General features: G+C 65.5%; 25 protein-coding genes. All 25 read right to left on the bottom strand.

Annotation, left to right across the window (positions count from 1 at the left end):
* Window positions 1-42: 42 nt before the first annotated feature.
* Window positions 43-459 carry a hypothetical protein gene (locus RU01_RS15480; protein ID WP_042575463.1) on the bottom strand — a complete coding sequence of 139 codons (417 nt, stop codon included), beginning with the start codon at window positions 457-459 and terminating at the stop codon, window positions 43-45.
* Window positions 456-704 (bottom strand): hypothetical protein, encoded by a 249-nt coding sequence (locus RU01_RS15475; protein ID WP_042575462.1) that lies wholly within the window; start codon window positions 702-704, stop codon window positions 456-458. Before RU01_RS15475 ends, RU01_RS15480 begins: the two co-directional genes overlap by 4 nt.
* Window positions 704-916 (bottom strand): hypothetical protein, encoded by a 213-nt coding sequence (locus RU01_RS15470; protein ID WP_042575461.1) that lies wholly within the window; start codon window positions 914-916, stop codon window positions 704-706. Before RU01_RS15470 ends, RU01_RS15475 begins: the two co-directional genes overlap by 1 nt.
* Window positions 913-1,251 carry a hypothetical protein gene (locus RU01_RS15465; RefSeq protein ID WP_042575460.1) on the bottom strand — a complete coding sequence of 113 codons (339 nt, stop codon included), beginning with the start codon at window positions 1,249-1,251 and terminating at the stop codon, window positions 913-915. The genes RU01_RS15470 and RU01_RS15465 overlap by 4 nt, the downstream gene beginning before the upstream one ends.
* A complete protein-coding gene (locus tag RU01_RS22205) occupies window positions 1,248-1,826 on the bottom strand; it encodes a hypothetical protein (RefSeq protein WP_052493311.1) in 579 nt (192 codons plus the stop codon). The genes RU01_RS15465 and RU01_RS22205 overlap by 4 nt, the downstream gene beginning before the upstream one ends.
* Window positions 1,823-2,014 carry a hypothetical protein gene (locus tag RU01_RS15455; RefSeq protein WP_042575459.1) on the bottom strand — a complete coding sequence of 64 codons (192 nt, stop codon included), beginning with the start codon at window positions 2,012-2,014 and terminating at the stop codon, window positions 1,823-1,825. Before RU01_RS15455 ends, RU01_RS22205 begins: the two co-directional genes overlap by 4 nt.
* Window positions 2,015-2,100: 86 nt before the next feature.
* The gene (locus RU01_RS15450) at window positions 2,101-3,417 is read right to left on the bottom strand and encodes a phage major capsid protein (protein WP_042575458.1); all 1,317 of its coding nucleotides are present in this window, start codon (window positions 3,415-3,417) and stop codon (window positions 2,101-2,103) included.
* 34 nt (window positions 3,418-3,451) lie between these two features.
* Complete coding sequence (locus tag RU01_RS15445) at window positions 3,452-4,237, bottom strand: HK97 family phage prohead protease (RefSeq protein ID WP_042575491.1); 786 nt, start codon at window positions 4,235-4,237, stop codon at window positions 3,452-3,454.
* Between the two features lie 14 nt (window positions 4,238-4,251).
* Window positions 4,252-6,099 (bottom strand): phage portal protein, encoded by a 1,848-nt coding sequence (locus RU01_RS23220; protein ID WP_231568732.1) that lies wholly within the window; start codon window positions 6,097-6,099, stop codon window positions 4,252-4,254.
* A 53-nt stretch (window positions 6,100-6,152) separates the two neighbouring features.
* On the bottom strand, window positions 6,153-6,362 hold the full coding sequence (locus RU01_RS15435) for a hypothetical protein (protein WP_042575457.1): 210 nt from the start codon (window positions 6,360-6,362) through the stop codon (window positions 6,153-6,155).
* Between the two features lie 16 nt (window positions 6,363-6,378).
* Window positions 6,379-7,989, bottom strand: a complete 1,611-nt coding sequence (locus RU01_RS15430; protein WP_042575456.1) for a terminase large subunit domain-containing protein — start codon at window positions 7,987-7,989, stop codon at window positions 6,379-6,381.
* The gene (locus RU01_RS23390; protein ID WP_231568731.1) at window positions 7,986-8,405 is read right to left on the bottom strand and encodes a hypothetical protein; all 420 of its coding nucleotides are present in this window, start codon (window positions 8,403-8,405) and stop codon (window positions 7,986-7,988) included. Before RU01_RS23390 ends, RU01_RS15430 begins: the two co-directional genes overlap by 4 nt.
* 154 nt (window positions 8,406-8,559) lie before the next feature.
* Window positions 8,560-8,886 (bottom strand): hypothetical protein, encoded by a 327-nt coding sequence (locus RU01_RS15420; RefSeq protein ID WP_156148949.1) that lies wholly within the window; start codon window positions 8,884-8,886, stop codon window positions 8,560-8,562.
* Window positions 8,886-9,155, bottom strand: a complete 270-nt coding sequence (locus RU01_RS22555; RefSeq protein WP_082043158.1) for an HNH endonuclease — start codon at window positions 9,153-9,155, stop codon at window positions 8,886-8,888. Before RU01_RS22555 ends, RU01_RS15420 begins: the two co-directional genes overlap by 1 nt.
* Before the next feature lie 459 nt (window positions 9,156-9,614).
* The gene (locus RU01_RS22200; protein WP_156148948.1) at window positions 9,615-10,385 is read right to left on the bottom strand and encodes a hypothetical protein; all 771 of its coding nucleotides are present in this window, start codon (window positions 10,383-10,385) and stop codon (window positions 9,615-9,617) included.
* Window positions 10,386-10,425: 40 nt separating this feature from the next.
* Window positions 10,426-10,638, bottom strand: coding sequence for a hypothetical protein (locus RU01_RS15410; protein WP_042575454.1), 213 nt, complete (start codon window positions 10,636-10,638; stop codon window positions 10,426-10,428).
* A gap of 3 nt (window positions 10,639-10,641) precedes the next feature.
* Window positions 10,642-12,270: a DnaB-like helicase C-terminal domain-containing protein gene (locus RU01_RS22195; protein WP_052493308.1), complete on the bottom strand. Its 1,629-nt coding sequence runs from the start codon at window positions 12,268-12,270 to the stop codon at window positions 10,642-10,644.
* Window positions 12,271-12,367: 97 nt separating this feature from the next.
* Window positions 12,368-12,859, bottom strand: coding sequence for a hypothetical protein (locus RU01_RS15400; RefSeq protein ID WP_052493307.1), 492 nt, complete (start codon window positions 12,857-12,859; stop codon window positions 12,368-12,370).
* Window positions 12,856-13,794: a hypothetical protein gene (locus tag RU01_RS22190; RefSeq protein ID WP_052493306.1), complete on the bottom strand. Its 939-nt coding sequence runs from the start codon at window positions 13,792-13,794 to the stop codon at window positions 12,856-12,858. Before RU01_RS22190 ends, RU01_RS15400 begins: the two co-directional genes overlap by 4 nt.
* Window positions 13,795-13,971 carry a hypothetical protein gene (locus RU01_RS22910; RefSeq protein WP_156148947.1) on the bottom strand — a complete coding sequence of 59 codons (177 nt, stop codon included), beginning with the start codon at window positions 13,969-13,971 and terminating at the stop codon, window positions 13,795-13,797.
* Window positions 13,964-15,028, bottom strand: a complete 1,065-nt coding sequence (locus tag RU01_RS15385; RefSeq protein ID WP_042575452.1) for a hypothetical protein — start codon at window positions 15,026-15,028, stop codon at window positions 13,964-13,966. The genes RU01_RS22910 and RU01_RS15385 overlap by 8 nt, the downstream gene beginning before the upstream one ends.
* Window positions 15,029-15,122: 94 nt before the next feature.
* Window positions 15,123-15,449, bottom strand: coding sequence for a hypothetical protein (locus RU01_RS15380; RefSeq protein WP_042575451.1), 327 nt, complete (start codon window positions 15,447-15,449; stop codon window positions 15,123-15,125).
* Complete coding sequence (locus RU01_RS15375) at window positions 15,446-15,808, bottom strand: hypothetical protein (protein WP_042575450.1); 363 nt, start codon at window positions 15,806-15,808, stop codon at window positions 15,446-15,448. The genes RU01_RS15380 and RU01_RS15375 overlap by 4 nt, the downstream gene beginning before the upstream one ends.
* Window positions 15,805-16,152, bottom strand: a complete 348-nt coding sequence (locus RU01_RS15370; protein ID WP_156148946.1) for a hypothetical protein — start codon at window positions 16,150-16,152, stop codon at window positions 15,805-15,807. The genes RU01_RS15375 and RU01_RS15370 overlap by 4 nt, the downstream gene beginning before the upstream one ends.
* Window positions 16,149-16,587, bottom strand: a 439-nt coding sequence (locus RU01_RS23215) for a hypothetical protein (protein WP_042575448.1), incomplete at its 5' end; no start/stop codon positions are given. The genes RU01_RS23215 and RU01_RS15370, both read right to left, overlap by 4 nt.

Raw genomic sequence — 16,587 nt, 5'->3', positions numbered from 1 at the left:
TGGGGAAGGTGAAGCAGCCCCGCCTGGATCGGCGGGGACGTGTCAGACGGCTCGGCCCGCGAGGGCGAACGAGACCGTGAACTGGTACCGAGGCAGGTCGGTACGCGGGTCGGGAAAGAACGTGGGCTCGCCGACGGTCTCGACGTAGCGCACGAACGCATCGCCGACAGCCCCCCGGGTGGCGCAGGCGATGGCGTAAGCCATCTCCGCGAGGTCGGCCGCCCGGTCGCGGTCGGTGTCCCAGCACTCGACGATGGTCGAGCGCAGAGCGGTCGTGAGATTGGGCCGCGAGGAAGGTCCACCCGCGGTGACCTTGACGATGCGCCCAGGTCTCTTCGGCGAAGGAATGGTGTCGGAAACGTGCGCCGGATCGTTCCGCGCGGCCAGCCCGTCGTGCAGCGCCGCAATGGCGACGGGCTCGACGGCCGGGAAGACGATCACTTCGGCGGTGGGAATCACGTCGGGCGTCCGGCGCTGAGGTTGTTGACGAGCGTGTTGTCTCGGGCGTTGCGTACCATCGCCTTTGGTGTCGTGGTGATCACGACGCCGCGAACGCGACTGCGGCCCTGGGTTACCTGGGCCTCGAAGCCCTCGCCGCACGCGCTGGCGACCGCTTCAGTCATGCCGCGGATCAGCGCCTCGGTCTCGGGCGCCTTTCGGATGCGCTGGAACTCGGCGATATTCCAGACGAAGCGAGTAGCCATCACTCGCCGCCGGCGGTGTACTTGCTCGTGGTGACGATCGTCGCGGCCGGGATCGTGATCCGGACCGCGGGGACGACGCCGCCATTCGCTCCGAGGTTGTGCAGGACAGGCTCGGCCTCGGTGAAGAACACCGGGAACTCGGCGCCATCGATACGAAGTTCGACGCCGGCCGACGTGTCGATCGAGATGCTCTCTGCGAGAGGCTTGCTCATCCGTTGACACCTTTCAGTCGGACGACGACGCCATGACTGCGTCCCGAGTCGGTGTTGGTCCACTCGTCGGGTCGGCCATCGACGTAGTAGCGCTGTCCGTAGACCTCGACCTGGTCGTACTCGTTCAGGTCGGGAGGCCTGCGGAAGAAGAGCGTCGGTGCGAGCGTGATCGCGTTCCGTCCAGGCTCGGACGGTTCCGTCTGTCCGGCGGGCGCGAAGTTCCGGGCGCGTTCGCTGTGCGTCGGCGACGTCGGGTAGTTGCGAACCTGAGTGTTTCGGTTGTTCACCGGGCCCAGCGTCGGGCGGAACACCTTGACCTCGACGTCGCGCTTCACAGGTCGGGCCTGCGGTAGCGGTCGAGTACGGCGCGCTCATGGGCGAAGAGTCCCAAGCCGCCGCCGACGCCGGATGAGAGCTGAGCCGCCGAGAACGAGAACGGTCCGGCAGAGTCCTGCACGGCGCCCTGCGGCGACGAAGCTGCCCGGGCGGCGAGCGAGTAGACGGTTGCGACCAGATCGTCGGCGCGGCTGAATCCGTCGCGCAGGGAGACGATGAGAGCCCGATAACGGGTCGTCCAGCGGTGGCAGTTCGAGCGGCGCAGCATGCCCGCTCGAGACCACTCGTAGTCGGTCGCTGCGAGCGTTACGCCGTTCTCGACGACGCTGACGATGTTCTCGACGAGGAGGGTGGGGAGGATGATCTCGCTCGCTCCGTTGCCATCGAGCACGATGTCGCGGTCGACGACCGGAAAGACGTGCCAGCCGCAGTAGTTCCGCACAGCATCCGTCGCCGCCGCGAGGAAGAACTTCGTGAGTTCGTCGGTTTGCTCGAGGTCGGTTCCCTCGACGAAGCTCGCGAGCTGAGCGAGATCGCCCAGTGTCTCCTCGACGGTGGCGACGGGCTGTGTCATGCCCCGGCTGCCTTGTTGGCCGGTGCGGCTGCAGCCTTGTTGGCCGTCGGCTTCGACGCCTTGGCAGCGCTCCGACTGGACGACTTGTCGGAGTCCTTGAGACCTCGCGCCTTCGCATCCTCGGAGGAGAGCTGCAGGGTCGCCGGGTAACCGTTGACCTCGACGTCGTACTCGGCGAGTTCCGCCATGTCCGTACTCCTGTCCACTGGTGCCCCAGTCGGGCGCGGGACCGAAGCCGCCGCGCCCGACTGGGAGCTGATGAGAGCCACCGGAATCAGGCGGTGGCGACCTTGACGAATGCGGTCGGCCGGGTGACGGCGAACGCGATGCGCTCCTCGGCGAGGATCGCGACCATGTTGCGGATGAAGAAGTCCGCGTGCGAGTCGGTCATGGTGACCGTGGTCTGCTCGCGGTCCCACAGCACGGCCTTGGTGAAGTCGCCCAGCAGGGCGGTTCCGTCGGGCTGCGACTCGGACTCGACGACGGGGATACCCCACAGGGTGCGCGGTCCCATCGCGAAGGGGCCGGCGCCGCGGTAGCGCAGCTCGCCGTCCTGGGCGAGGTCGATCTTCTCGACGTCGGCCGGGCTCATCACGACGCCGTTGGGGGCGACGCGACCGATCGTGCGGGCCTTGGTGATGCCCTTGCGCACGGACTGGAAGAGGTCGGTGGAAAACGCCTGCGTCTGCAAGCCGGACCAGTTCGCGATGCCCGTGAGGTTCTCACCCGTGCCGTTGCCGTTGAGGATCTGCGCTTCCTCGGCCTCTGCGATGTCCGAGCGCAGCTCGTCGTTGATCAGACCTTCGAGCTGGCCGACGTCGGCGAGTGCGCGCTTGGTGGCGGGCACCCACTCGGCGATGGTCCGCACTGTCGCGGTCTTGCGCTCGAAGGCCCATGCGCCCTCGGGCTTGTAGCCACCTCCGGCCGGGAGGACCAGCGCGCCGGCCGTGCCGGGTGCGGTGGGAGCCGCGCTCGACGTGGCCTCGGCGACGGTCGCCGCGGCGTTGGTGTGCGAGGTCTGCTGGACGTACTCGACGGTGTCGGAGCCCGTGGTTCGCACCGAGACCAGGTCGCGGATCTTGAGCTCCTTGCGGCCGAGCATCTCGACGATGCCGGTCTGCTCGTTGACCACGAAGGTTCCGGCCGAGGTGTCGCTGCCGCCCGTGAAGAGCGACTTGACAAGAGACTTCACCGGGATGGGGTCGGACTGGAAGCGGGAGCGCTCGGGGACGTGGCCGCCCTTGTACGGCGCCATGGCGGCCTTGAACTCTGCCGACTCGACGATCTGCAGTCCGAGCGACTTCACGCGGTCTCGGACGGTGCCCGTCCCCTCGGGGCCGGTGGCCGCGAGGTCGTCGGAGGCGGCGGGGCCGATCTCCTTTGCGAGGGCGTCGGCGTCGTCGAGGACGGCCTGGTCGGCCTTCGCTGCCTTGATCTGCTTGAGCAGATCGCGGCCCTTCTGCATCTCCGTCGAGTACTCGGAGCGCTCGGTCTCGGTCATGTCGCGCGACTCGCCGGATGCCTTCTCGGCGATCTCGCGTGCGCGCTTGGTGGCGGCCAGTGCCGCTTCCTGGAGCTGCTTCAGCTTCATGGGGTGTGCCTTTCTCGGCAGGTGATGGGGGATGTCATGCGAGCGACAATTCGAGGTCGATCGCGTCCAGCAGCGCCGAGTCGACGACGGACGGGTTGAAGCCAAGACCCTCGGACTTGACGTTGCCGCCCTCGTCCTTGGTCTCGGTGTGACCGCTGGCCTTCTCCTCGTCGGATTCGAGAACGGCGAGCACGCGACCCAGGGAGTCGTATGCCGTGCGTAGCTCGGTCTCGTTCTTGGCCGAGATCACTCGACCGGCCTTGATGTCCTCGGCGATGCGGTCGGCGACCCGGGCGGCCGACTTCACTCCGAGAATCTCGGTCTCCTGGTTGGCGCCGATGGGCACCACGGAGACCTCGTACAGGTGCAGCTTGCGGAGCGCGTAGTACGACTCCTTCTCGCCGCCGGCAGCGTCGGCGCGCTCGGCGTACCCGCCATCGAGCACGTCATAGGCGAAGCTCATCTGCTCGACGCGCTTGCCCTTGAGGAGGCGGTAGACCTGCGGCGCCTTCGACCCGGGGAGCGGGTTCTCGAGGTCGATCTTGATCCGGACCTTGAGGCCCTTCTCGTCTTCCTCGGCTGAAACAACGTGCCCGATGTTGTAGTCGGGGTCGCTCATGTTGTGGCCCCAGAGCGCGGGGATCGGCGCGTCCTTCGAGTTCCACTCGGCGAGCGTGTCTGTGAAGGCGCCCGGCTCGACGATGTCGCCGTAGGAGTCCTTGTTGCCGAAGACGCTGGCGTACGCGATGAACTCGCCCTCGCCGAGTCCGTCGTCGGGCCCGACCTTGAGCGCGGTGACGGTGCATGCCTTGGTGATCATCTGGTTCCTTCCGATCAGTCCGCGAGGGTGATCTCGATCGAGCACTGGCAGCCGGCCACTTCGTCGGCACCGCCGACCGGGTCACCCGGCCAGGTCATGCCGTTGCTGAACACGTCGTCGATCCCGACCGTCTCGCCGTCCATGTAGGCGTGAGAGCTGCGAGGGTTGCGGGAGTTGACGATCCAGGTCTTCTCGGACTTGGACGGCGCGAGTTGCTTGCCTGCCTCGGCTGAGGCGAACGCCGAGTAGGTGGTGATGAGGGCCGCGGCAGCCTGGACAGCACGCGAGGTCTTCGCCGTCTCGAATACCGACGCGGGCGTGTGATCCTCGTCGTCCGATGCGAGCGCGTCGTCGATCTGCTTGCGCGTCGTCGAGTTGATCGCCGAAGCACGGGAGTCCGAGACGGCGCGGAGGAACGCAAGGGTGCGATCGGGGTCGTAGTCGTCGCGCTCGAAGCCGAGCGCTGCTGCTGCGGCCGGTCCGATCTCGCCCGCGGTGAGCGTCCCGATCTTCATCAGGTCGTCGGACAGTTCGCCGTTCCAGCGGTCCTCGTCCCACCACTCGGCATCAGCCTTCGCGCCCAGCGCCGAGAGCACCGACTTACCCTGTCGACGGAAGAACGCCGCCAGGATCTCGGCCGCCTTCGTCTCGTACGTCTCGCCCGCGCGCTCCTTGAATCGGAGCTTCCCTGCCCGCTTCGGAGGCGCCGAGTCGCGGGGCGATGCCTGACCGCCGACGAGCACGTTCAGCGGTGTGACCAGGTCGTCGCCGCCGTCGATCTCGGGGAGGTTCTGACGAGCGCGGATCTCGTTCGTCGTCATCCATGGGCGGCCGGACGCCGAAGCGTTCGCGCTGGCCTCCTCCTCGAAGGTGCCGCGCAGCTTCTCCTTGAGGTTGAACTCGAGGTAGACGTCGTCGGTGTCAGCCAGGTCGGGAAGCAGCTGCAGTGCCAGCTCCTCGGTGATCATGGTCAGCCACGGTCCGAGGGTGTCCTGGTAGAGCATCTTGTGCTGCTCGGTGATATTCGAGAACGTCGCGTGATCAAGGATGCCGATCATGGGCGGCGGGATGAAGTACGCCGACGCGACCTCTTCCCGGGTGAGCTTGCGGGCCTCAATGTACTGCAGCTGCTCGGCGGTCTGCGACGCGGGGACGAACGTCATACCGTCCTCGAGCACCGGAGTGCCACCGGCTTCGGGGCCACCGCCGGAGTACTGCGAGCGCCACGATGTACGGAACTGGGTGCGCGCCTCGTCGCTCCACGCTTTCGATCCGGCCGGCCTACTCAGATAGCCGGAGACGCGAGCACCGTTGCGCAGAACCTGCTCCCGCATGCGGCCTGCTTCGTACTCCTCGGCGAGGGTGCGGCGCAGTGATTCCAGCGGCGACGATCCTGAGGTGGTGTCCGGCGAGTAGCCACGGAAGTGCACCACCTGATCGGCGGGGTAGACCTTCTTGCCGCGGCTGCCGCGGATCTCGTACGCCTCCGGCCACAGCCAGCTGTCTCCGACGGGCGTAATCATCCACGGCGGGATCCGAACGAGACCGTTGCTGGCGAGTTTGAGCCAGAACGCGTTGTCGTAGATGCCCAGGTCGTGGACCAGGCCGTCGAACATGCGGTAGCGCGTGGTGCGAGGATTCGGCTTGCTCAGCATTGACGCCAGTGGATGCTGAGTGAGCCGCTCGCGGTCGGTGTCCGAGACGCGACGGAAGACATGACAGTTCAGCTGTGCGATGTTGCGGGCAAGGAACGACACAGTCGTGCGCACCGCGGCCTGCCGCTTCCACAGCTCGGCGTACGTCGCTGTGAAGTCATCGGCGAGACGGATGCGCTGGACGATGCCGCCAGTGGGACGGGACAACCCGCGGAGAGTGCCTTCGGAGACGACGAACGCCACAGGTCACCGCCTCTCGATCAGATGAGCTGGATGAAGTCGACGTGTTCCTTCTCGATGACGATTGACCCGTCGACGGGTGCTGGCTGCGTGCCGGTTTGGTGAACGACGGCGTCCTTGACCTCGATTAACCGGCCGCGCGACGTCGTGACAACGCCTTCGATGGCGGTGCTGGACTTGAGATTGATCATCACCCGTCGATGGACAACGAGGTTCTTGTAGGCATCCATGCAGCGGACCTTTTCGTCAGACGACCATTAGGGGTCGTGACTCGTAGACCGAGTCCGGTTCCGGCTCGGGTATCTGGTCGAGGCCCCAGTCGGCGCCGTTGGCGGCGACCAGTGGCGCCGCGTCCAGGGGGGACTTGCGCCGGTCGATCATCCAGGCGTCACCTGCCTGCTTCACGGCCGCGGACGACGCGGCAACATCGAGGACCGGCTGCGTGGTGTGGAAGACCAGTGGTGCGTCGACGCTGGTGCCCGGAGTCGTCTCTTCCTTGTGGGTGACGCGGTCGTAGAACGCTCCCGATGCCCGACCGAGCTCGGTGCCTTCCCACTTCACGATCGGGAAGAGTTGGTTGCCGTCCTCGTCGGTCTCGGCGAGCAGTTCTTCGAGGAGTGACGACACCGGGGCACCTATCGCTTGAAGCGTCAGGACATCGAAGACACCGGCGAGGCGACGTTCACGCAGCCACGGTTTGACCCAATCGGTTCCGGCCCGCTGAGCGACGATCTCCACGTGGCGATTGCCGTCTTCGCGGTACCCACAGAAGGCGATGTAGGACATGGCACGATCCCATGACACGTCCACGCAGGCCGAGATCGGTGAGCCCTCCGCGATCGACGACGTGTCGTCGGTGCCGGCGGCCCATGCCCCGGGGGGATACGGACCACCGTTCACCGTCGACAGCCACCGACACAGCACCTCGACCTCGAAGACCGCCTTCGGATCCGTCTTCAGCGCGGCCGCGATCGCCCGATCGGTAATCACGTCCTCGACGACGTCCGTGTGGTTCATCGACGGGTTCGCCTGCGCCCACGCCTTTCGGTCGTTCCTCGCCGCGTTCGGTGGGGCGGAGTACTCGAAGAACCCGATCGACTCCTCGTCAAGTTCGTCTTCCCACTCGTCGAAGTCCGCGTCGTTCGCCTGGGCATCGAGCACGTCCTTGTCGCCGTCACCGTCTGGCCACCCCAGCTCCTGATGCGCCGACGCCCGCAGGTACCGGAGCACCACAGACAGGAAGTCCCCGGCATTCGAGAAGCACCACACCTGGGCCTTCGGCCGGGCAAGTGTTGTTTTCGTCGACGCTGCCCACGAATCCCAGGACTGGTGCTCACGCAACTCGTCGAGCAGCACAAGGTCACCGGAGAATCCGCGGGCGCCTCGACGCGAGGCCGCGGCGACACGGTACTGCTCGCCGTTGTCGAGGATCATCGCCTTCTTGCCGGTCTGCTGCACGATGTTCTCGATCAGCTCGGCGAGCTCCGGTTCCGACTGCGCCATCTCGACCGCTTCCGCCCACGCCTTCTCGGCGTTAACGAGATCCTGTGCGGTGCCGATCACGGTGCGGGAGCCCTTGGCGTAGATGTGCCACAGCGCCAGAACCAGCATGATCATTGTCTTGCCGTTCTGACGGGCCACCAGCAGAACGACGGTTCGGAAGCGGTACAGGCCGTCCGGTCGTAGCTCCAGCGCGTGGATCAGAACCCACTTCTGCCAGGGCAGCAGAGCCAGTCCCAGCACCGTCTCGGCGAAGGCGATTGCAGCGAAGCCGTGCGAAGTCTTCGGCGTCAGCTCCCGCAGAGGAGGAGTGAAGATGCGCGGAGTCTCGAATCCCCGCAGAGCGCCTGCTTTCACGACCCTGCCGTCATCTCACGAACCGCAGCCAGCTTCCCCTTCCGGCTGCGGCCACCCTTACCGAGCGTTTCCAGAATCTCCGCCAGACGTCCCGCAGCGGCGGGGTGCTGAGGCAGCGCCGCAGGGTTGTCGAGCACCTGAGCCATTGATCGAGCGGCGGCTGCCAAACCTGGACGCTCGGCAACCGTCGACAGGAACCCGAGCTCCTTCTCCACAGCCGAGGTGGCGCTCTCTGGAATTGATGCCTGCACCGGAAGGTCCGGCACCGACGCGATCAATGATCGTTGCGTAGGCGCGTCCGCCTTTTCGGCGTTCTGCTTCTGGCGACGCTGCCGGCGGTACGCAGCCTGCGCTGCCTTGCACGTGTCACAGCGGCATCCGGCCAGGTAGCGCGTCCGATTGTGCACATCAGCCATCGAACACCTCCCTGGTACATGTACCGCCCAGCCCCTGCGCGCGATGTTTCTGCCTGCCGGGGAAGGTCTCCTGTGCGGGGCGGCCTAGCGGTGTAGACGCCCCTACCCCTCTGACCTGCGGTTATGCGCCGCAGTCGGGTTCTGTCGGCCGGTCCTACAGGGCCGCAACGCTCTGACCTGCGTCGATGGTTCGGTCACCCGCCAGTGCAGGTCGGTCGGCGGGCGTCGGGGTCCACTGGTCGAACAGCTTCGCGAACGCCTCGGCGTAGGTCGGTGCTGTGACGGCGACGTACTGCCGCATCTCGACGCTGAGCGTGTACGTGCTGTGGATCCTGGTCGCGTTGTTCGACCCGAAGGTGCGGATGTAGTCATGCTCGGCTTCGAGTTGAGCCTCGGTGAGCTTGTCCGATGCGACCACCATGACGTGGTCGCCGTACGGTATGCCGACCATCGCGAAGTCGAGACGTTGCGGTGCGTGCATCACCACTCCCTCGACCGGACACCAAGGCCTGGCTTGTAGTTGCGGTTTCCTCTGCGTTTGTTGCATGAGGCGTGGGCCGCGACGCAGTTGGCTGGGTCGTTCTCAAGGTGGGGGTGCGTGGACCGTGGGTGGATGTGCTCGACGGTGAACGCTTCGGTGTCGTTGTGCGGAAGCGTGTAGTCGATGGGTTGCCCGCAGATCCAGCATGGTCGGCGTTGCTGTCGTAGTTCCTCGGAGATGCCGATGAGGCGGTATGTCTTGCTGGGCATCAGCACCTCCGGTCGTGCATGATGCGGCGACCGATCCAGCGGAGGAGCAGTACGAGTTGCCTGTCGTACCAGTCGTCGACGCGGGATGCGAGGCCGGTCATCGTCGTCTCCGATCGAAGTGTGAATGGCCCTGTGACGGGGGCCGGCCGCGTTGTCGGAGGTACGCCGTAGCGCTGTCGGACAACGAGTCCCGGCGAACACAGGCCGGGTTTCCTGGTGTGATGCAGCAACACCCTCTGGCGAGGAAATGGGCGCCGTCGTGGGGACCGCGCGAACGGTCGATTGCATCGTGCGCTTTGGCGAGGATCCGTGAGCCCGCCGTATGCATCAACCAGGAACGCGAAAGGCGCGAGAGACCCAGTGGGTTACCTCTCGCGCCTTGCGGCGTCAGCTTAGCATCCGCGCCTGGTCAGAGCACGCGTACTGACGTGTGTCGCGAATAGTGTTCGGAGGCCCGTGTCACGATGCCTTCTTGCGCCCACGTTCGTTGATGTCCAGTGCATCGTCGAGTCGGTAGAGGGACTGCCCGTACAGGTTGGTGCCGGACGGGGTGAGCTTCCCTCGGCGGATCCAGTTGCGCACTCGCTCTTGCGGAATGGTGCCACCGAGAACGATGGTCATCGCGGTCGCCAGTTCGTCGGGTGTGTACTTCCGAGTCCTCACCGCTGCGGCCATGTGCGCCTGCATGACCTGAACGTCGCACACCACCATGCATGTTCGGCACTTCACCGCGTCCGTCTTGGGCACCACGTAGACGCCGTCGCACCGGACGCCCGGAAGGTCGGACTGGCAGGGGCCGGCGAACTCCGTGGCGACTGGGCGATCGATGGCACGCTTGGCGTTCTTCCACGCCTTCTCGATGTCGACGTACGCACCGCCGGCCGTGTCGATGGCAGCGAGCTTGATGACGTGAACGCGGATCCAGTGCGCGTACTCGGGTGATCGCAGCTCACCGGGCCATTCGAGACCGCGCACCGTGCAGACAGTGTTGACCCAATCCCGCAGGGTGCCTCGAACTTCGAGTGCAACGTCGGATGCATTCTCGTTGAATGGCAGCACGGGATCGTCGGAACGGACGGGGATATCACTCGGGTCGGAGAATGCGACCTCGCGTGCGATGGTGGTGTCGAGCTCGGCGCACACCCAGTCTCGCAGTTCGGCCAGGCGAATCTTGAGTGTGTCGATCTGCGCACGCGTGAGGTACAGATCGTCCACATTTACTCTGGTCATCTCGGCTCCTTCCGGTGGTGCCTGATCCCTGCGAGTGAGCTCATCGGATGTAGCCCTGATCTGCCAGAGCGCGAACCTCTTCGGGCGGAAGGGGGCGCAGTGTGGCGTGGGTGATATCGGCGGACTGGTCGTACTGGACGTCGACGATCGAGTAGTAGATCCCCGTCAGGCTCGGTCCGACGAGATCGTGCAGGGCGTCCACGCGGTCGCCCCGGTAGGTGATCATGCGGTCGTAGTCGTTACTGGAGTTCATCTCTCACCCAATCCGAGCCTGGTATCCACGCCACGGGAGTGTCGCGGTGTGCAGTGGCCCTGTCCGGTTCTTCTCGATCATCACGTCGACGTCGCCGTTCATGCGTTGCCCTTCGGTCTCGTGGTGGTGCAGAAGCATCACGACGTCGGCGTCCTGTTCCAGCGACCCGGACTCACGGAGGTCGGACAGTGCCGGCGGGCGCTTGTCCTTGGCGTTGCCGCGGTTGAGCTGGCACGCCACGAGCACCGCGATCTCAAGCTCGCGGGACATGATCTTGAGCGCCCACGAGATCTCGGCGATCTGCTCTTGACGGTTCGCCTTGCTCGTCACGGGCTTGAGCAACTGCAGGTAGTCCACGGCGATGAAGTCGAGGCCCTGTGACCGTTTCAGCGCCAGCGCGTCGGCGCGAATGGCGTCGATCGTGATGCGCGCCCGGTCGCTGATGAACAGCGGCATGTCGGTGACGTCGCTGGCGTATGCGACCAGTCGACCGCGGTTGAAGTCGTCGACGCTCCGTCGCGTGAGCTGTCCGAACTCGGCGCGAGCACCGGCGGCCATGATGCGGCTCATGACCTCCATGCGGCCCATCTCGAGCGAGAACAGCGCACCGACGTGACCGTTCGAAGCTGCGTACTGAGCGAAGTTGGTCAGGCCGATGGACTTGCCGTGTCCTGGCCTTGCGCCGATCAGGTAGAGCCGCCCTGGGTGAAGCCCGCCGGCGAGGGCGTCGTCGATCTCGGGCCACGGTGTGCGCATCGACCGGATGTCGCCCGGCTTCGCGTCTATCCAGTCCCACCACTCGTTCAGCGTCTCCCCGAACCGCTTCAGGGTGGTGTCGTCGAGCGTCGTCGCGGAGACGGCGTCGAATCGACTGCGCAGCCTGGCGACCAGTGCGGGACTGGCGGTGTCGGCCGTCAGGGCCTCGTCAGCCATCGCCTTCAGTGCCGCCGCGATCTTGATGTGGTCGAACGCGGTGGTGCTGCGGAACTGCGAGACGCCCTGCCCCAGGGTGACGTGGTCGGCCGCGTCCTTGCCCTGGGCAGGCTCGACGACGGACACGGCGCAGTGCGGCGCGAGGAGTTCCATGAGCTTGCGGGCACGGCCCTCTCCGGCCTTGTCCATGTCCCGAACGATCACCACGGTCTTACCGTGCAGTGGCGTGAGGTCGGCGAGGTGGACGTTGCCGGCGCCGCCCGCGGTGGTGGTGGCGACGACGCCCTCGGCCTCGAGCGCGTGGACGTCCTTCTCGCCCTCGCAGAAGTACACCGTCGACGCCGCTGCGAGTCGTTCCCCGCGGTACAACGCGGAGCCCTTGGTGTTGCCCGACTGGAAGAACTTCTTGTCCGGGGTCTTGTTGACCACCCGACCGTCCGGGTAGGTGTACGTGGACCCCTTGGGCTTGTCATAGAGGTCGCGCATGCTGAGCCCGACGGCATCGAGGATGTCGGCGGTGTCCTCGCCGGCGTACGAGCAGATCCAGGTGCATTCCTCGGTGGCGTTGTACCGGATTCCGACGGACTTGTCGGCTGGGGAGTGCCCCGGACCTTGTGCGCTGGCGACGCCGTTGCTCTTCTCTACGACGTTCAGCCCGTTGTCGCGGAAGGCGTCGATGAGTCGTTCGTAGGAGATCACGCGGCCGCCTCTCGGTCAGGAGTGCCGTTACCGCCGTGTGAGCGCCACGGAGACGGGTTGGCGGGGGTGCGGGTGTGGGATCGGGTGGGAAACACGGTCACCAGCCCTCGTGGCGGGGCGTGCCGTACTTCGCCTGCCCGCTGCGGATCGCGGCAACGAGCTTCTCGCGGTTCTCGGCGACCCAATGGCGGAGCCAATCGCGGTGCCAATCGTGCGCCGCCCAGGACCCTTTTAGGCGGACCGCGTCCGGCTCGACCGGAAGGTGGAACTCGACACCCGTCGCGAGCACCAGGCCGCTGGTGTACGGCCGCTCCGCCCAGAAGTCGATCGTCCAGTCGATTCGCTCCTGCGACGACTTCGGATTCAGGTCCATCTGCGCGACGCGGTCGATCACGTCGCCCGGCATGATCGGGAACGGCGACGGCTGCGAGTAGTGCTCACTGACCGCCTTCACCGCCTCCTCGGTCCAGATCGAGTGATCCTCGAAGCAGTCCGTCCAAGCACGGATGGTCGCGTCGGTGATGGTGAGCCTGTGGTCGAGGACAGCGGCGCGCTCGAGTGCGGCGGCTGCGATGTCGAGTGCGGTCATCGTGTTGCTCCTTGCTGGGATCTGAGGCGGTTGGCGATCTCGGTGACTGAGGTCTGCCGGGCGGTGGGGTCGGGACGTGAGTAGCGAGGCGTCGCCCGATCGGGTGGGAGGGGCTCGTCTTCCCACCTGTCCTCGTTCAGCCACGTGCGGGGGTGGGGAATGAACTTCTTCTCGGTGGGGAGGTTCGGATCCGCGGCCAGGCGGCGAACGCCGTCAAGGACGACGGTGTCGCCTGCTCGCTTCACGGCTCGCGTGAACGCTTTCTCAGCGGCGCCCTTGCCGACCTTTCGGGGATAGGCGGACCAGAACTCGGCGAACAACTCGCTCGTCCGCGACGGAGTTGCGGGAGAGTCTTTAGAAGATGAGTACTCAGGAACAGTACTTACAACCTCAACTTCATCTACAACGCACGGTTTCGAAAGGGTTCCCGAACCCTTCGGGGGATCGACAAGGGTTTCGGAAGGGTTTCGATACGGTTCCGCAATGGTTCGAAGGTGCTCCAGAGCAGCGAGTTTCATGGTCTCTACGTCCGACCGCTTCGACTCATCCAGTCTTTCGATCTCGCGCACGAGAATGCTCGCCAACTTCGGCGACTCGACATTCCGGCACACCTTCATCGCGTTCTTCATGACGTTCGGAATGCGCTCGACACCGTCGTTCCGCATGAACGATCGGATCAACAGCTCCTCAGTGTCGTCGTCCACGAACACGTACCGGTTCGACTCAAGCTCGCGGAGGCCGCCGTCGATGTCCTCGTCCGTGGAGTAGTCGCTGCCCTTCCGCCACTTCGACTTCATCAGCGGCATCAGGCCGGCGTTGTTGGTTTGCTTCTCACCGAGGAGGATCGTGTAGACGCGTTGCGCGTTCGGGGTGAGAGCGCGAAAGTCTCGATCCGAGAAGAGTGTGAAGAGGATCTTCCCGTAGTCGCGTGCCACTCACGTCACCTCCTCAAAGACCTTGAGGACCGCCAGCGCTTCGACGATCTCGCACTCCGACATTCCGTGGCGGCGCACCAGGTCCACGTAGAACGCCACGTGCCGACGCTCTGAGTACGGGCGAGCCGCCAGGGAGGTCAGGGCCTCCCTGGCGATCTCGGTTGGTCGATCAAGCACCGTCAACCCCTTCGGCACTGGGTCCGCCGAAGCTGGCGAGACGCTGCTCCCAGGAATGCACGGCGGTCGCCAGGAAGTTGGTTCGCGTGTCGTAGTCGCACGCCTTGTCCTCGACGATCTCGAACATGGCCGGCAGGATCATGGTCGCCATGGATTCGAGGGCAGCGGAGAAAACCAGGAAGAGATGCCCCGGCTCCTTGATCCACGTGAAGTAGTCGTTCAGCGTCTCCTGCACATCGCTCTCGGAACCCGCCTGTGACGCGAGCTCGAGCGCGAGTCGGACGCCGAACATCTCCTTCGCTGCGACATCCGGGAACGTCAGGACCGCGGACGGTTCCCCGTCCTGGGTGTAGCCCTGAATCTCCTTGATGAACATCCCCCACGGCTCGGCCTGCAGAGCCTCGTCGCGAGCGACCAGAAGTTTGCCGCGGAGATCGAACAGTCTGTCCGGCTGCGATTCTCGTCGTTCGGTGATGTGCTCGATGTACGCCTTCATCTGGTCGATCGAGGGCGACAATTCCGGATCGGCACCCAAGGCGGTGACATCTTCGACCTGCTGCACCAGACGTCGCGACGACTCGTCGGCGGGCTCCCGAACGAGCGACAACAAGGTTTCGGCATTGCCCCGTCCGCTCTCAGCGATGACACGGCCGTCGGTGTCCGTGACCCGAATCTTGCTGGGTAGTTCGTACTCGACGGTCACCTTCACGCCGTCCTCCTCCGCACCGATGTACGTGGTCCGGGTGGCCGGAGGTTCGTGCTGCGGATCCGGGTGCCACAGGTGCGAGATGATAAGGCGGTCACGGACGTTCACGGTCGTCTCCATGGGACGGCCGTCCGAGTACCGATACCAGTCCTCGCGGCCACGGACGTGGGGCGCCAGACCCTTCTTGAGTTCCTTGACCAACTGACTCAGCCCGCCCGAGAGCATGTCGATGGGTCCGTCTGTTTCCACCGTGGCGTCGGGCAGGTCATACATCCGATCGGTGACCCAGTCGACCGTCTGCTCGGTGTTGGCGACGGCGTACCGGAGGGCATCAAGCGTGGTGTGAGTCATCGTGTGGCCTTTCGGCAGAAGCGGCGGAAGTCGAGTGCGATGAGCGCGACGTTCTCGACGAGGAGGACGGTCGCGAGGACGTAGGAGGTGGTGCTCACTGGTCACCACCGACTGGTGGCATCGACGCGCGTGCCGCCGACAGGTCTCGGACGACGGCGACCAGGTTGCTGATCTCCGAGTCCTCCACGGCCAGATCGGTATTGGTCGCCGTGAAGCAAGCTCGCGCGAGGTGGTGGTCGATGTTCATCTCGTAACCGCGGCAGATACCGTCGCCGGCCGCGGTTACCTGGTCGACGCGGATCAAGACCCCGCCGACGTTGCCGTGATGGACGACCGCGGCATTCGTCAGCCGGGTGTCGCCAGGTTTGAGCTGAGCAAGTACGTCAGCTGTACTGGGAGAGTCGGTAATCCGTGCGGTCATCCTGCTACCACCGAGTTGTAGCGACGGGCACGCGCCACTGCGAGTTGTAGATCCGCTGTGAGCTCGATTGCTTCCTGGATGCTCAGGCAGGCAGACACGTCGGTGGATCCGGAGTCACCGTAGAGGTGGACCACCAGCTCGGCCATGTCTCGCGGCACGCCGGTCGCGGCACCCGTCCCGTCTACCTCAAGCCCGACGCCTACGGTCACCACGTTCTCGATCTCGCCGCCGGCACGTCGCACCTGGGCGCGACCCGTCGCAGGCGTGTAGTGCAACCAGTCGTGATCCGCGTTGTCGGCGAGCCCACCCTTGTTCGTACACCAGTCGACCTCGCACTGATGCCGGTGTGGCGCGGTCACTGGCCATCACCTGAGCGAAGATCACCGAGCAGCGTCATGGCAGCGGTGCTGAGCTCGGCCGCGAGCCTGAGCGCCTCGTCAGGAGACATGAGGTAGTCCCAACCCTGGACGCGCCAGTTGCGGTCGACGCCAGCGACCGTCACCCACCGGTCAACGGTGTCGTCTTCGTCCACCAGGCGCTCTACCGTGACCATGAGCCCGACTGCATCGTCGCCCTCGTGTTTCTCCGCCAACGGAATTGGCGAACCAACGCGCAAGCTCTGCGTGGTCCGACCCTCGGACATCGGGGCGAGGACCGGCCACACCCGCGGGGATGTCGGGCTGTCGAAGTAGTTGAGCGTCATGCGGCACCGCCCTGCTGGGCCTGCTCCTGGACCAGGGCGCGGATCCGCATCGCGCGGCCCGCTTCCTGGATCAACTGCACCGCGAACTTCAGCGCCTGCTCGGGCTCGAATGCCTGCGATCCGACGTGTACCGAGAGGGTCGGCGCACTCACGCGGCCGTCAGCGGTCTCCTGCCATGTGGTCCCGCAGAACACCTCGGTACCGCCCGCAGCAGGGATGAGGGACGGTGTGCCCTTGGTGCCGGCCGGGTACCACTCCCCGCCGGCGGCTCTGTCACGGACGATCTTGAATTCGTCCACTGCCGCGGCCGCCGCGATCATGTCCGCGACTGTGTTGGCGAACGTGTTGCGCTGGTTCCACAACACGGTGAGATCGTGGAAGCTGTCGCCGCCGTCCTGTTCGCTGTTATCGATGAAGATCTCGGTGACAGAGCCG

Origin of the sequence: Rhodococcus sp. MEB064 (assembly GCF_000834565.1) — a bacterium.
GTDB lineage: Bacteria > Actinomycetota > Actinomycetes > Mycobacteriales > Mycobacteriaceae > Rhodococcoides.
This window is presented reverse-complemented; position numbering and strand designations above follow the sequence as displayed.